Below are 14758 nucleotides of genomic sequence, written 5' to 3' on the forward strand. Positions count from 1 at the left end.
GGCGGCGAAAGGGCTGGTGTGCGGGACCGACGGAACCGGGTAACGTCTTTGTCATTCCAGACGCCGATTTACGAGTGAGCGCGTGATGGGCCGCCGCTGACGTCCTGCGACGTCGCCGCCCGTCCCCCACCGATGAATCCGTAGATCACTTCACATCACCACCGGGAGAACCCGTGACCGTGAGCAAGAACATCAACAACCCCGTGGGCCAGGGCGGCGGCCAGCGCAAGAAGCTGTCCCGCGCCGAACGGCAGAACAACGGTCCGCACCGCAACCTCGACCGCCAGAGCGCAGCCGACCAGAAGGCGGAGCTGGTGCGCAAGATGCGGGAGAAGACCGGCGCGGCTGAGGGCACTGGCCCGACGGGCGACGACGCCGCGCAGAGCTGACGCACTGCCGCCACAGGGCGGCGCCGCACGGGGCATGGCCCCCCGTGTTCTGCGGCCACCGCGTGATCGTTCGTCTTTGCCGACCGACGATCAGCGGTGGCCGCGCTCGTATCCGCCCGCCCGTATCCGCCTGCCCATGTCTCGCGCCCATGCCCGCACCGGCTACCGATGTGGACGGGCTGCCGGGTCGCTACCGAGCGGAAATCAGCGCTCCCCGGACCGCCTCCGCCGGGGATGCGGGGCTGGCGGCTCTCCCGGGGGACACCGCTGCGGGGTGTCCGGTGGTGACCTCCGCGACCGACCGACGGGCGGCCGGAGATCAAGAGGCTCTGGACCGGCCCGGTGGTCGCCGGCGGGGACCGGCCCGGAGGTCCCGGCCGACCTGTCGTCGCGGACCACCTACGGGATCTTGAGGCCGTGAGCAGTCCATGGAAGGCTCGTGCCGCATGATCGATGAATTCGCGAAGGACAACCTGCACGGGAGACTGCGGCGGGACCGCGAGGCTCTGCTCTGGAAACTCGACGGCTTGTCCGAATACGACGCCCGCCGGCCTTTGACGGCGACCGGGACCAACCTCCTCGGCCTGGTCAAACACGTGGCCACCGTCGAGGCAAGGTACTTCGGCGAGGTCTTCGACCGCCCTTCCCCGGAACCGCTGCCCCGGTGGCAGGACCACTCCAACGGCAGCGATCTGTGGGCGACCGAGGACGAGACCCGAGATCAGATCGTCGGGTTCTACCGGCGCACGTGGGAGCACTCGGACGCGACGATCGACGAGCTTCCCCTCGACGCCCCCGGCCGCGTGCCGTGGTGGCCGGAGCCTCATCCCAACACGAACCTGTTCGCCGTCATGGTCCATGTCCTCGGCGAGTCCATCCGGCATGCCGGGCACGCCGATGTCCTGCGCGAGGGCCTCGACGGCCGGACCGGGGTGCGTGCCGAACACGAGATGCGGATCGACGAGGAAGCGCGTGCGGCCTACTGCGCGAAGATCGAGCAGGCCGCCAGAACGGCCGCACCGATCAAGACTCAAGGGTTGCCTGACGTGACGTGACGCTCGTGTGGTCTTGAAGCGCCGATCATGATCGTGTTCACCAGTTCTCAGGGGTCCTGAGCAGGTCGCGGAGCCCGGCGATGTACGCCCCGATGTCGCGGGCGTCGGCCGGAACGTCGGCGATGCCGACCGGGGACTCGGCCGACCCGGTGCGGTGGGCGGCGCGGCAGGGGCGGCAGAGCCCGTCGGGGAGGGCCTCGGGGCGTCCGGGGGCGCCGCAGTCGGTGCACTCCATCAGGACGCGGCGGGCGGGTGTGCCGGGCGAGGCCGGCTCGGCGGGCAGCCGTGGCGGGATCTTGTCGGCGAGGCGACGGCGGACGAAGCCGAGGGGGCTGTCGACCTTGGCGGGAAGCCCTGCGGTGAGGGCGGCGGTCAGATAGTCGGCGTCCACACCCCGGGCGAACCATTCCGCCGCCTGCGCCTCCAGTGCGGCGCAGTCGTCGGCGGACAGCCCCAGGCGTTGGTCCGTGCGGCCGAGTCGGGCCAGGGCGAGGTAGGCGGGGGAGCGGGGTGCGGCCGGACCCGGAGCGGGTGCCGTGTCCGGGGGGCCGATCGGGGCGCGCTGGTGCGGTACGGAGATGGGGGCCGAGGGCCTCGCAGGCTCTGCGGGCCACGGGGCGGCGGCCGTGCGAGATGGCTCCAGCGACTTTCGGGCGGCTTCTCCCCGGGGCTCCTCCGGCAGTGCGGGCGACGGCGGGTCGTCGGCCGGGACCCAGGGAGGCGGAGGGGCGGCGGTGGGGGTGGCCGTCATTCCCGGTACGGGGGCTGTGGCCAGGGCGGCTTTCTCGGTGGCGAGGTAGGTGTTCCACCACTCGTTGTCGCGGGCGGTGCGGGACCAGAAGGTGCGGAAGACCCAGCGGGTCGTCTCGCCCGCGCCGACGGGGCACCGTACGCGCCGCAGGTGCCCGGCGACGGACAGGGCCGTGAGGGCGGTGGAGATGGCCTGCTGCCCGTAGAGCGGGAGTTGCTTGGCCAGGGTCTTCACGCTCATCGCCGCGCCCTCGGGGAGGTGGTCGACGAACCCGGCGACGTACCGTTCGCGCGTCGGGAGAAGGGCGAAGTCATCCTGTGCGTGGGGAAGTTGGCCGGGTGCCGAAACTTTTCCGTAGCCGGGCTTGGCCATCGGATACGCGGGTGAGGATGCGGGGGCGTTCAGGGCGGAGCTAGGGTGCTGGATAGCCATGGGATCGGCTTTCTAGGTGATCGATCTTGTGGTGAGACCCCGGCCTGGTGATTGCTACACCGCGTCGGGGTCGTTTGGTTCTCGCACCGTAAGCAGTCGTGACGCTGTGCCGCAAGCTGTCACGATTAGTCATACTTGCTGGCCGTGGCGGGGTGGGGAGGTGGGGGAGGTTTTCCCAACCCCCCTTATCTACCTACCGGTTAGAGAAGGCGCTCGAACCTCGGGTCCCGCATCCCGAAGCACGTGACTCGGGCCCCGAGCTTCGGGCCGGGGCGTGACTTGAGTACGCCCGAACGAGTGAATGGGGTCTTCCGGGGCTCGGGGCTCGGGGCTCGGGTCTCAGGCCTCGGACCCCGAGCTTCGAGAGCGGGGTCACGGGCATGCGCTACTTCTTGCCCTCACCCATGGCCGGGAGGATGTCGCGATGCCTGACCGTCCCCCTAGGCTCGACGTGTGAAGACGTTCGTGTTCGACATAGGCGAGACACTCGTCCGCGACGACCGCTACTGGGGTTCCTGGGCCGATTGGCTCGGCATGCCCAGACACACCCTGTCAGCCCTTGTGGGCGCGGTGACCGCTCAGGGGCTCGACAACTCCGAAGCGCTGAGGCTGGTGAAGCCGGGCATCGACATTCCGGCCGAATACGCCGCCCGCGAGGCAGCCGGACGAGGTGAGCACCTCGATGAGTCCGATCTGTACGAAGACGTCCGCCCCGCGCTGGCGAAGCTCCGGAACCTCGGGATGCGCGTCGTCGTCGCAGGCAACCAGACCGTGCGCGCGGGTGAGTTGCTTCGGGCGCTCGATCTGCCCGCCGATCTCGTCGCCACCTCCGAGGAGTGGGGCTGCGCCAAACCTTCGACGGAGTTCTTCGCGCGGGTCCTCGACGCCTCCGGCGCTTCCGCGAGAGACACCGTGTACGTCGGCGATCACCCCGCGAACGACACGTTCCCTGCCGCCAGGGCCGGGCTCCGCACGGCACACATCCGCCGTGGTCCTTGGGGGCACCGATGGGGCGCTGACGATCAAGTATGCGCGACTGCCGACTGGGTGATCCAGTCGCTTACGGAACTCACCGCGATCGCCGAGAAGTAGAGGAACTCGGGTTCCGCAGCGTCATGGCACAAGTACGGTCAGTGTGTGTCTTCCGATAGTCCGCAAGAGATCGGCAGGCGGATCGCCGCCTGTCGCCGTGCACACCGGTACACCCAAACCGCACTCGCGGCGGCCTCCCACGTGTCCTACGCCATGGTTCGCGCCATCGAACGAGGTGCCCGCCGACCCAGCGACGAAGTCCTCGAAGCGATCGCGGGCGCCCTTGAGGTGGACGTCACGCGTCTGCGCACGGATTATGTCGGCGCGGAGCGGCGTGTCCACAAGGCCCTGCCCGCCCTGTCGGAGGCGATCGCTGGATACGACCTGGCTCTCGGCTCGCCGACGCGCAGACCGGAAGAGCTGGCCAATGAAATCACCACGGCGGTGGGCTGGCGTCTCGCCGCCCAGTACGGCCGGATCGCCACCGTCATTCCCGGTCTGCTGACCGATGCGATTCGGTACGTCCATACTGCCCCCGGTGCCGAACACCAGGATGCTGCGCGGATGCTGGCCTCTGCCGCTCGCACCGCCGATGCCGTCGCCTACAAACACGGGGCACACGACCTCTCCGCTCGCCTCATCGACCTGATGCGCTGGGCGGCCGACCGCGCTGCGGACCCCCTCGTCCAGGCGGGACCACGCAGCGATGGACGGCGCGGCGGCCGTGTCCTCGGGAACACCCCCGCACGCGCGGGGACCACGCTGCTGCTCATCGTCACGGCGGAGGCGGCACGGGAACACCCCCGCACGCGCGGGGACCACAGACCGCCGTCATGGCGACGGTCGGGAGCACGGGGAACACCCCCGCACGCGCGGGGACCACCCGTGAGGCTGTGCCTGGTGGGCAGCCGCGATCCGGTCGATCCGTGCGGCCAGGTCGAAGTCCGCTGCGGTCAGCCGGTGCCCGGCGTCGTGCGTCGTGATCGCGAACCGCACGTGGTCCCACCGCAGGTCGATGTCCGCGTGGTGGCCGATGAGCCGTTCGACATCCGCGACGTTCACGATCAGTGCGACGCCGCCGTGGTACCGGATCCCGAACGTTCGGGTGATCGTGTCCCCTTCGCGTGCCCAGCCCGGCAACTCGGCCAAGCGCGTCGTGATCTCCTCGTCCGGCAACGGATCCTTGCCCATCTTCAGCTCCCCTCGGTCACTGGTGCCAGGATCTCCGCAAGGTCCTGACCGACCGGTGCATCGTGCCACGGGCGCATCGCCCGTTCTAGCGTGGCAAGCTCCCGGCGCATGCGGGCGGAACGGGTCTCAATGGCGATCGTGGCCACGGTGCGGGCGATCTCCACCGCCTGGTCCGGCTCTCGTGCCGCTGCGGCGGCGGTTGCTTGCCGGGCCAGGTAAACCCCGCGGTCTCGGCGGGCCGTCTCCGGCACCCCAGCCAGTACTTGTGCCCAGATGGACCCTGCTTCGGCACCCAGGCCGAGCCGCCCGTAGCAGGTGGCTCGCTGCACCTCCATGTACCCGGGCGTCCGGCGGCACGCGTTTCCCCACGGCAAGTCGTCGTCGACACCCGGCAGAAGGCGGTCTGCGCGGTCCAGGAGCTGATCTACGAGACGGCGTTCGCCGGTAAGGCTGGCACCGTGGGCTTGTTGCTGCATCGCCATGACCCGCACTTTCGGCACGAGCCGGTCGGCGTCATCAAGGACGGCCTCGCACAACTCGACGACCGCGTGCCCGTCACCCAGATCTGTGCGCACCTGTGCCTGATTCACCAGTGAGTACCCGATCAGGTGCGGGTCACGGGACCTAACCGCGATCTCCTGCGTCACTCCTCGCCAGAACGCGGCTCCGCCCATGTCACCGGCATCCTGGTACAGCCAGCCGACGAGTGCCGCGTAGGCCGCGCCCGTACGTAGGAGACCACGCCGCGTCTCACCCTTCGCGGATCGCACCAGCTTGTCGATGAGTTGGTATTGCGCGGACACCGTGCCGATCAGGTCGTGGGGGCCCAGGAACATGTCGGCCCGGTAGTGCCCCTCCAACTGCTGCTGGAAGTAGTCGACCAGAGCAGGGTCGACGTGCTGCGGGGCCATTGGGCCCGTGACGAGCGCAGCCGCTGTGACGGAGGTGAAGGCTCGGCGGTTCACCTGCTCCTCCTCGTGGCGCTCGGGCCGGATCCAGCCCGGCGGAGTCGTGAAGCCCAGGTCCTCCGGCCACCGGCCGAGGGCGTCGTGGAGAATGATCGCGGTCTCTTCCACCGGCCAGCCGGGACGTTCACTTTCCCAGCGACGCCACGTCCGTGCGGACACGGTGAACTGGCGGTCGTCCAGCAACTGCTGCCCGTGCCTGGTGAGTGCCCCGGCAGCGGCCTCGATGGTCCGCCATCCACAGCGTAGGCGGGCGGCTCGTAGCGCGTCGTTGCGGCCCATGCGGTCAGTGTGAAGTGTCATCGTCCGTGCTCCTGGCCGTGGCCGCCGGATGGCCGCACGTGGCCACCGGACGACCTATCCCTTACTCGACGTACCCGCACATCATCAGGGTGTGACAACGGGCCATGAAGCGGAATGGCTGAGAGCCCGACGATCGGTCAGGGAGAAGGTCGTGCCGATGACGCTGAAGGTGTACGAGGTGAACCGCACGGGCACTGTCCGTGTCCTGCGGGAAGAGACCGAGGTGACTCCGTTCGAATGGCCGGAGATGTCGCACGACTTCCCTGCTTGCGAGTGCCCTACGTGCCCCGAGGGCACGTCGTGAAGACTGTCGCTCTGGGCGACCTCACGTACAAGACGTGGCTCGGGCACACCCAGCGCTGCGCCACCTGCCGCGCGGGAGTGTCCTGTCCGGTGGCTGTGCGTCTTGGCCGTGCTTGGCGGGAGGCTCGACGCGGGTGAGGTGTTACGCGCAGGACGACGCGCACGATTTTCTGATCGAGAACGAGGCGGGGGCCTACTGCCCGGAGCATGAGGTGACGCTGTTGTGGCGTGGTGATCCGATCACCGCCACGGATGTGCATCAGGGTGCGGTGGCTGACTTGGATGGGTTGTCGGCGGGGGTGGATGGTCCGTACGGCGTTGTCTGCCGGAGTGCGTTGGTGACGGATCTGGCGGGCGTGCACGTTCTGTGCCTGCGGCCGGATTGTGCCTGCCCGTGCCATGCGGCGGCCATCGCTCTCCGGGAAGCCGGATGAGCATCAGCCTCTCAGTAACAGATGTCCGTATGTGCGAGGCGTGTTGGCGTGCTCGGGTCACTGCCGTACGGCGTACCGAGGGTGGCCGGGATCTGCTGTGTCGGGCGTGTGCCGAGAGTGGTTGTCCGTGTCGGGTCGATCTTTTTCCGCCGTACGGGGTCTACCGGCTTCACGGCCCTGCCGGCCGATCGGCTTCACCGATCAGAGGAGATGAATGATGACCACTCACCCTGTACTGGCCGAGGCTGGGAAGCATGGCGGGCTGCCGTCGGACAAGCCGTGGGCGCCGCCGTCGGAGCCGAAGCCGTCTCCGGACGGCAGCTGCCCTCAGTGCTTCCCGCAGCCGTGAGCACGGCGCAGGAGGTGCCTACGTACCCGGCGCTGGTGCGGGGGCTGGCCGATCGTGGGCTGCTCACTGGCCGGTGGCGGCGGGTGTTCGAGGCGGTGCCGCGCAGCCGGTTTGTTCCGGCGGATGTGTGGCGGCAGTTGCCCGACCGGTGTGAGCCGGTCGTGGGACCGGATGCGTGGCTGGCTCTGGTGAACAGCGATGAGCCGGTTGTTACCCAGCTCGATGATGGAGTTGACGGCGGCCCGGGCATCGCTACTTCGTCGAACTCGATGCCTTCGATGGTCGCCCGGATGCTCATGCTCCTCGAAGTCGATGACGCACAGCGTGTGTTGGAGATCGGAACTGGTACCGGGTACGTTTCCGCGCTGCTCTGTGAACGGCTCGGCGACGATCTGGTCCACAGTGTGGAGGTGGACCCGGTCGTGGCCGCGCAGGCGGCCGACGCCCTGGCTCAGGCCGGCTACCGGCCGCACCTCCGCGTCGGGGACGGTGAGCAGCCCTGGCCCGGTCTGGGGCCCGTGGACCGGTTGATCGTGACGTGCGCGTTGCGGTATGTCCCGTACGCGTTGCTGCGGCAGGTCCGGCCCGGTGGGGTTGTCGTGGCTCCGCTCGCCCGGGAGTTCTGGTCGGGTGCGTTGGTCCAGCTCCGTGTTCAGGGCGACGGTACGGCGGTGGGGCCGTTCTGTGGCGGGGCTGCGTACATGCCGATGCGAGCCCTTCGTGTGCCTGATCTGCATGAGGTGCGGGGGAAGGGGCGGGCCCGTGCGGCGGGTCTGGATCCGGCCCGGCTTCTCGATCTCGGGTTCGCGCTGTTCGCGGGGGCGCGGCTGCCGGGTGTACGGCTCGTCCACCGGGATACCGCTGAGGGTGCCCGGGTGTGGGTGACGCGTGAGAACGGAAGCGCCGCGACGGCTGCCACGGGGGAGGAGGTGTGGCAGTACGGGCCGGGGTTCCTGTGGGAGGAGATCGAGCAGGTCTGGTGGGAGTACGAGTCGGTCGGGCGGCCAGACGCCGAGCAGTTCGGGCTGACCGTGACCGACCGGGGGCAGCAGGTATGGCTGCGGGACCCGGCCGAGGCCATCCGACCCAGCAGGGTGTAATGGGCGAGGCTGTCGCCGGGCACCGCTTTCTCCTGACGCGAGGCTGTCAGCAGGGCTGAAGTCCTCCGACGAGCCGATTGGTTGCCTCGGGCGCCGACTCCAGTCGGGGGTCGGCTTCGTATGCGTGAGGACCGGCGATCTTCGCACAGACGAACGGTGCCAGGCGGCCGGACGGGACTTCACCCTGAGGAAGGGGCTGATCAAGGGACCACCCCCGCACGCGCGGGGACCACAGCGTCCAGTCGGGCGTCGCGCCCCGCACGCGCGGGGACCACTTCACGTTGGCCATGGCCGACTGCATCAGGCAGGGAACACCCCCGCACGCGCGGGGACCACACCGTCCACGCCGCCAACCTCATGGTCGGCCGGGGAACACCCCCGCACGCGCGGGGACCACCGGATGGCGGCCAAGCACCGTACCGACATCACGGGACCACCCCCGCACGCGCGGGGACCACTGTTCACCGATCTTCGGGCGGATCTCCGTCGCGGGACCACCCCCGCACGCGGGGACCACGGGCCAGAGGATCCACTCGCGGGCGTCGGCGACGGGAACACCCCGCACGTGCGGGGACCACCGACTGGCCGCCCAGTATTACGGCGTAATAATCGGAACACCCCCGCACGCGCGGGGACCACTCGGCGTCCGCGAACGCGCGGCGCTCGTCCTCAGGAACACCCCCGCACGCGCGGGGACCACATCCGACCGTACGGTGATGGGCCCCGGCGACACGGAGACCGGGAACACCCCCGCACGCGCGGGGACCACGACTCCAGCGGGCAGACGTTCAGCTCCTACGAGGGACCACCCCCGCACGCGCGGGGACCACCGCCTACCAGTACAACGCGAGCGTGCCGCTGACGGGAACACCCCCGCACGCGCGGGGACCACGAGAAGCGGCCGGAGGGCATCAAGCCGGGTCCGGGAACACCCCCGCACGCGCGGGGACCACTCCCGCGCCGTGACGGTGTGGGCCCGGACGCGGGGAACACCCCCGCACGCGCGGGGACCACGTCCACTCTGCGCGGCATCCGATGAAGGTCGAGGGAACACCCCCGCACGCGCGGGGACCACGTCTTGGGGTTGTGGTGGCCGATGCGGGTGAGGGGAACACCCCCGCACGCGCGGGGACCACCATGCGACGCCATGGGCATGCCGTGGATCAAGGGGAACACCCCCGCACGCGCGGGGACCACGCGTGGTGGCGGCCCGGGCCAGGTTAGTCAGCGGGAACACCCCCGCACGCGCGGGGACCACCGGTTTCGGTCGCATTCCGGCGCCTTGCCGGGGGGAACACCCCCGCACGCGCGGGGACCACCCCCTTGACAACCTTGCATCACGTGATGCAAGGGGAACACCCCCGCACGCGCGGGGACCACGCGGTGATGGCACTTCGGGTGCCGTGCGCTGCGGGAACACCCCCGCACGCGCGGGGACCACACCCAGCAGCGCACCCTGGAGGCCGCCAAAGCGGGAACACCCCCGCACGCGCGGGGACCACAGTTCGTGACCTGCGGTTTTATGTGGCTGAGGGGCTGTTTTTACTTACTTCTTGAGAAGCGGACATTTCGCACCAAACATGTAAATGATCTTGCTTGAAGTCAGGTAATCAGAAGCGATTCTGCCCTCTGTCAGCCGTGAAGGTGGCTTCTTCAAAGGAAGGAGAGGGGGTCGGGGCATTACGGAGGCGGGTGGTTGTCGTGCCGGGCGCGTTGGCCCCGCTGGGTGTGCCCTGTGTCGGCGGGGGCGCGCTCCCGGCGCACCCCCTCCGAAGGGGTCGCGCGGCCCAGCGCTGTTCCTCCGCGTGCTGGTGATGCCGGTGGCCGCTAGCTCTCCACCAACGCGGCAACCAGGCGCGCCATGAGGGGCCGTGGGTCAGGTGCGCTCGGCAGGCTGGTCATCAGGAGGTGGTGGGCGGTGCCGACGATGGCGAGGGCGGCGGTGTCCGGTTCGGTCGTCTCCGCCACCCGGCCGTGCTTCTGCTCGTCCTTCAGGTAGCCGGTGATGGACTCCTGGATCGCGGCGAAACCGGGCGCGCCGCTTTCCAGGGCCGCACGGACCCGCTGTGAGGCCTCGGCGCGGGTCATGGCGAGGCCCGAGAGGGCGGGGCCGCCGGAGTCGAACAGGGCGCGGACGACGTCGTCGAGGTTTCCCGCCACCGTGCCCTGCCCGGTGAGGTCGGACAGCGCCCGCGCCTTCGTCGCCGCCCGTGCGAACCGGTCGAGGACCAGGTCCGCCACGAACTGGTCGAATCCCGCGAAGTGGGCGTGCAGCAGCCCCTTGGCGCAGTCGGCCTCGGTGGTGACCGACCGGCTGGTGAGCGCGCCGGGCCCATCCCTCTCCACGACGCGCTCGGCGGCCGCGAACAGCCGCTCGCGTACGTCGGGCGTCGCCACTCCGCGCGGTGACATGTGCCGATCTCCCGTTCTGCTCCCAAGGCTGTAACTCCTCGGATGATAGCGGGATTGCCAGTATGGGCAGATGCCCATACTGTTTGGGCAAGCGCCCATTCTCTGTCATCCACCACAGGAGGCACCCGTGCCGGACATCGTCAACACCGACCAGGAGAAGGCATGGAACGGTCCCGAAGGCGCCCACTGGGCCCGTACCCAGGACCGCTGGAACGCGGTGAACGAGGGCTTCAACGAGCCTCTGCTCGACGCGGCCGGAATCACGTCGGACCATCGGGTCCTCGACCTGGGCTGTGGCTCGGGGCAGACGACGAGGCTCGCCGCCCTCCGTGCGCCCGGCGGGCACGCGTTGGGGCTCGACCTCTCCGCTCCCATGCTGGCCGAGGCGCGGTCCCGCGCGGAGCGGGAGGGCATCGCCAACGTCTCCTTCACCCAGGGCGACGCGCAGGTGCACCCCTTGGAGGAGGGCGCGTTCGACGCGGCGATCAGCCGCTACGGGGTGATGTTCTTCGCCGACCCCGTAGCGGCCTTCGCCAACATCGGCCGGGCACTGCGGCCCGGCGGGCGCCTGGCCTTCGTCTGCCCGGCCGATGCCGGTCTCAACGGCTGGGTGACGGCCATCGAGTCGCTGCGTGACTTTTTGCCGGTCGGCGACTTCGGGAAGGCCGGGCAGCCCGGCATGTTCTCCCTGGCCGCTCCGGACCGCATCCACGACACCCTCGACGCGGCCGGGTTCACCGGCATCGCCATCGGCCAGGCACAAGCCCTCGGGGTGTGGGGAGCCGGAGTCGAGGACGCGACGGACTTCCTGCTGGGAACGGGCCCCGGCCGCTACCTTCTGGAGCAGGCCGACGCGCCTTCCCGGACGCTCGCCCGCCGCACCTTGACAGACCACCTGGGCGGCCATCTGGCGGCCGACGGCACGGTGCGGCTGCGCAGCACGTCGTGGCTGGTCACGGCGGAGCGCCCGGCCGGCGGGGAAGGCGGACCGGCGCCGGTCAGGGGCGGACCCGGCGTCGCGGCCTGACACGCGGTGGCGGCATGGCCCTGTCCTGTCCCGAAGAGTGGACAGGGCGAGACCAGTCCGCGGAGTGGGCAGGGCCATCACCAGTGGCGGGGGACGCCCCGCTCCACGCCCTCACTCCTGGCGCAGGCTCCTGATCAGCTCACGGGGCAGCCCATGGGTGTCGTGGAGGTAGTGGAAGTCCTCCTCGGTCAGCGGGCCTTGGAACCGGGGCTTGGAGAGCACTCCCCGGCCGCGCTCCACGAGCCGGCCGAACCGGCGCTCCTCCTCGATCAGGGTCCGCAGGACCTCATCCGGGCGCATGTCCTGCCGGAAGTGGTCCAAGGTGTGCCGGACCAGTTCTTCCGGGAGGTCTCCGACGCTGCGCGAGGGATCCTCGCGCCACAGCACGGTGAGTACCCGCCGTACCAGGCGGCGCAGCACGTAGCCCCGCCCGGTGTTGGCCGGGCGCACCCCGTCGCCGAGGACGACGACGGCCGAGCGCAGGTGGTCGCTGACCAGGCGCAGGGCGGGTTCGTCCAGGCGCCACAGGGGCGGCACGAGGCGGCGCCAGGGGGCGAGGACGTCACACTCGAAGATCGACGACCTGCCCTGGAGGAGGGCGGCCAGCCGCTCCAGGCCGAGGCCGGTGTCGACGTTCCGCTGGGGGAGGGGGACGAGGGTGCCGTCGCCGAGGCGGCGGTGGGTCATCGTGACGTGGTTCCACACCTCGACCCAGCGGTCGTCCTGGGTGGGCGTCGACCGCGGCGGGCCTTCGCCGCTCCACAGGAAGATCTCCGAGTCGGGGCCGCAGGGGCCGACGGAGTCGTTGGGCCACCAGTTGTCCTCCACGGTGAGTTCCACGGGGACGCCGAGGCCCTGCCACAGGTCGACGGAAGCGGTGTCCGGCCCTGTTCGGCCGTCACCGGCGAAGGCGGTGGCGTGCAGGAGGGCCGGATCGATGCCCAGGCCCTCGGTGAGCAGCCCGTACCCCCAGTCGAGGCTGAGCGGGCCTTCGTAGTCGCCCAGCGACCAGGTGCCGAGCATTTCGAACACCGTCAGGTGGGTGGCGTCCCCGACCTCGTCCAGGTCCGTGGTGCGCAGGCAGCGCTGTACGTTCACGAGTCGCCGGCCCAGCGGGTGGGGGCGGCCCTCCAGGTACGGAGTGAGCGGGTGCATGCCGGAGGTGGTGAAGAGTACGGGGTCGCCGTCGGGCGGCAGCAGGGTCGAGCCGGTGATGCGGCTGTGGCCGCGCTCTTCGTAGTACTCGACGAACGTGCTGATCAGCTGGTCGGTACGCATGGGGGTGGCTCCTTCGCGTTGCGGCGGGGGAGGCACCGGAGAACGGGACCGTTCGGTCACCCGGCCGGGGCCAGAGGCTCCACGGCACTGCCGACGGACCGTTTCCGGTCGCCGGGGGGAGAGAAGGTCAGGCGGCGGCAACCGGCGAGCTGGTCGCTCGCGCGGTCGCGGTGGTGCTGAGGCCGGTGACGTTCATGCTGGGGACCCTAGCGCGCCCCGGCCGCCGGGGCACGTGAATTCAACGGGGGCGGGGGAGGCCCCGCCAGGTGGGCGGGCGCGTGGCGGAGGACGCCGACGGCCTCAGGGCTTCCTCCCCTTCGCTGATCCCCGCTCCGACCCCTGGCGGGCCCTCAGATGGGCCCGTTCGCCCTGGTGGCCGAAGAGGACGAGGAGTTCCACGGTCCGTTCGTCGTCGGGGCCGAGCCAGTGCGGCACGTGGGTGTCGAACTCGGCCGCCTCGCCCGGCTTCAGGACCAGCGTCCGGTCGCCCAGGACCAGCCGGAGCCGCCCGGCCAGTACGTACAGCCACTCGAAGCCCTCGTGGGTCCGCAGGGTCGGTTCGGTGTCCGGTCCCGGCGGGATCAGGAGTTTGTGGGCCTGGACGCCGCCGGGGCGGCTGAGCGGCACATAGGTGAGGCCGTCGCGGGTCACCGGGCGGAGGTGGATGCGCGGGTCGCCCGTGCGGGGCGCGCCCACCAGTTCGTCCAGGGGTACCGCGTGGACCTCCGCCAGCGGCAGCAGCAACTCCAGCGTCGGCTTGCGCGCGCCGCCCTCCAGGCGGGACAGGGTGCTCTCGTTGATCCCGGTCCGCTCGGCCAGCTCGGCCAGCGTCATCCCGCGCCCGCGCCGCAGTTCCCGCAGACGGGGGCCCACCGCGGCCAGGACGCCGCCCCTCGTCGCCCTGGGTGTGTGCTCTGCCGCGCCTGCCCCGTCCGCCGTGTCCGTCATGTCGGCCAGCTTGCCGAAACGGCATGGCAGCTTGCAAGGGCGGCAGGCCGCGGCGCACCTTCCTCATCAGCGGGGCGCCCATCCGGGGCAGCCGCCGTGGACCTGGACATCGAAGGGAACAGCCATGAGCAGCGACACCACTGGTGCCACCGACTCCGCCGTCTTCTGGGAGAACCACTACGCGGGCGTCGACGCGCAGTGGGGCACCCGCCCCAACGCCGTCCTCGCCGAGGTCGTCACCGCCCTCGCCCCCGTGCCGGACGGCGGCGGACGGGCGTTGGACCTGGGCTGCGGACACGGCGGCGACGCGCTCTGGCTCGCCTCGCTCGGCTGGGACGTCACCGCCGTCGACGTCTCGGCGACCGCCTTGGGCCGGGTCGCCGCCGGGGCCGCCGCGGCCGGGCTGGCCGACCGCGTCCACCCGAGCAGGCACGACCTGGCCCGGACCTTCCCCGACGGGACCTTCGGCCTGGTGACCGCCGGCTATTTCCACACCCCTGTGGAGATCCCCCGCGAACAGGTGCTCCGGCGCGCCGCCGGAGCCGTCGCCCCCGGCGGCCTGCTCGTGCTGTTCGAGCACGCCTCGCTCGCCCCCTGGTCCTGGCGGGACGGCCACGAGGACGTACGCTTCCCCGCCCCCGACGACGTACTCGCGTCCCTGCGGCTCGGCGACGGATGGCGGACCGAGCTGTGCCACGCGCCCCGGCGGACCGCCACCGGCCCCGCCGGGGAGACCGCGACCGTGACCGACAACGTCATCGCCGTCCGCCGGGGCGACCGCGCCTGACA

The 14758-nt window shown here is 70.6% G+C and carries 14 protein-coding genes, 1 pseudogene and 1 CRISPR repeat array; of the genes and pseudogenes, 9 read left to right on the plus strand and 6 right to left on the minus strand.

The genetic code is table 11. The annotated features are described in order from the left end of the window. Nucleotides 1-173: 173 nt before the first annotated feature. Both ACZ60Q_RS18490 and ACZ60Q_RS18495 read left to right on the plus strand, forming a co-directional pair. Nucleotides 174-389, plus strand: coding sequence for a DUF6243 family protein (locus ACZ60Q_RS18490; protein WP_469635339.1), 216 nt, complete (start codon nt 174-176; stop codon nt 387-389). A 446-nt stretch (nt 390-835) separates the two neighbouring features. Further along, nucleotides 836-1444: a DinB family protein gene (locus ACZ60Q_RS18495; RefSeq protein ID WP_469635341.1), complete on the plus strand. Its 609-nt coding sequence runs from the start codon at nt 836-838 to the stop codon at nt 1442-1444. Nucleotides 1445-1481: 37 nt separating this feature from the next. Here the strand turns inward: ACZ60Q_RS18495 and ACZ60Q_RS18500 are convergent, their stop codons facing one another. Further along, a complete protein-coding gene (locus ACZ60Q_RS18500) occupies nt 1482-2627 on the minus strand; it encodes a MarR family transcriptional regulator (protein ID WP_469635344.1) in 1146 nt (381 codons plus the stop codon). A 453-nt stretch (nt 2628-3080) separates the two neighbouring features. Here ACZ60Q_RS18500 and ACZ60Q_RS18505 point away from each other — a divergent pair, with 453 nt between their 5' ends. After that, a complete protein-coding gene (locus ACZ60Q_RS18505) occupies nt 3081-3719 on the plus strand; it encodes an HAD family hydrolase (RefSeq protein ID WP_469635346.1) in 639 nt (212 codons plus the stop codon). A 45-nt stretch (nt 3720-3764) separates the two neighbouring features. After that, nucleotides 3765-3953: pseudogene (locus tag ACZ60Q_RS18510) on the plus strand (helix-turn-helix domain-containing protein); the annotation flags it as partial. Nucleotides 3954-4490: 537 nt separating this feature from the next. Here the strand turns inward: ACZ60Q_RS18510 and ACZ60Q_RS18515 are convergent. Together ACZ60Q_RS18515 and ACZ60Q_RS18520 are read right to left on the minus strand one after the other, a co-directional pair. Further along, a complete protein-coding gene (locus ACZ60Q_RS18515; protein WP_469635349.1) occupies nt 4491-4850 on the minus strand; it encodes a 4a-hydroxytetrahydrobiopterin dehydratase in 360 nt (119 codons plus the stop codon). A 2-nt stretch (nt 4851-4852) separates the two neighbouring features. Beyond that, complete coding sequence (locus ACZ60Q_RS18520; RefSeq protein WP_469635351.1) at nt 4853-6097, minus strand: Twin-arginine translocation pathway signal; 1245 nt, start codon at nt 6095-6097, stop codon at nt 4853-4855. Between the two features lie 458 nt (nt 6098-6555). Between ACZ60Q_RS18520 and ACZ60Q_RS18525 the strand changes: the two genes are divergently transcribed. The 3 genes from ACZ60Q_RS18525 (at nt 6556) to ACZ60Q_RS18535 (ending at nt 8304) form a co-directional block, all read left to right on the plus strand. After that, nucleotides 6556-6855: a hypothetical protein gene (locus tag ACZ60Q_RS18525; protein ID WP_469635354.1), complete on the plus strand. Its 300-nt coding sequence runs from the start codon at nt 6556-6558 to the stop codon at nt 6853-6855. Next, nucleotides 6852-7073, plus strand: a complete 222-nt coding sequence (locus ACZ60Q_RS18530) for a hypothetical protein (protein WP_469635355.1) — start codon at nt 6852-6854, stop codon at nt 7071-7073. Before ACZ60Q_RS18525 ends, ACZ60Q_RS18530 begins: the two co-directional genes overlap by 4 nt. A gap of 127 nt (nt 7074-7200) precedes the next feature. Continuing rightward, nucleotides 7201-8304: a methyltransferase domain-containing protein gene (locus tag ACZ60Q_RS18535; RefSeq protein ID WP_469635358.1), complete on the plus strand. Its 1104-nt coding sequence runs from the start codon at nt 7201-7203 to the stop codon at nt 8302-8304. 610 nt (nt 8305-8914) lie between these two features. Further along, a CRISPR array of direct repeats spans nt 8915-9806; the repeat unit is 29 nt; unit sequence GGGAACACCCCCGCACGCGCGGGGACCAC. Nucleotides 9807-10131: 325 nt separating this feature from the next. Here ACZ60Q_RS18535 and ACZ60Q_RS18540 read toward each other — a convergent pair. Beyond that, complete coding sequence (locus ACZ60Q_RS18540) at nt 10132-10716, minus strand: TetR/AcrR family transcriptional regulator (protein WP_469635360.1); 585 nt, start codon at nt 10714-10716, stop codon at nt 10132-10134. A 127-nt stretch (nt 10717-10843) separates the two neighbouring features. On the opposite strand from ACZ60Q_RS18540, the gene ACZ60Q_RS18545 reads away from it, so the two are divergent. Beyond that, on the plus strand, nt 10844-11743 hold the full coding sequence (locus ACZ60Q_RS18545; RefSeq protein ID WP_469635363.1) for a methyltransferase domain-containing protein: 900 nt from the start codon (nt 10844-10846) through the stop codon (nt 11741-11743). 111 nt (nt 11744-11854) lie between these two features. Here ACZ60Q_RS18545 and ACZ60Q_RS18550 read toward each other — a convergent pair whose 3' ends face one another. Continuing rightward, the gene (locus ACZ60Q_RS18550) at nt 11855-13021 is read right to left on the minus strand and encodes an alanine--tRNA ligase-related protein (RefSeq protein WP_469635365.1); all 1167 of its coding nucleotides are present in this window, start codon (nt 13019-13021) and stop codon (nt 11855-11857) included. A 300-nt stretch (nt 13022-13321) separates the two neighbouring features. Then, nucleotides 13322-13969 carry a helix-turn-helix domain-containing protein gene (locus ACZ60Q_RS18555; protein WP_469635367.1) on the minus strand — a complete coding sequence of 216 codons (648 nt, stop codon included), beginning with the start codon at nt 13967-13969 and terminating at the stop codon, nt 13322-13324. Between the two features lie 124 nt (nt 13970-14093). Here ACZ60Q_RS18555 and ACZ60Q_RS18560 point away from each other — a divergent pair, with 124 nt between their 5' ends. Then, nucleotides 14094-14756 carry a class I SAM-dependent methyltransferase gene (locus tag ACZ60Q_RS18560; RefSeq protein ID WP_469635370.1) on the plus strand — a complete coding sequence of 221 codons (663 nt, stop codon included), beginning with the start codon at nt 14094-14096 and terminating at the stop codon, nt 14754-14756. The last annotated feature ends 2 nt before the right edge of the window (nt 14757-14758 follow it).

Source organism: Streptomyces sp. NPDC104313 (assembly GCF_055583985.1).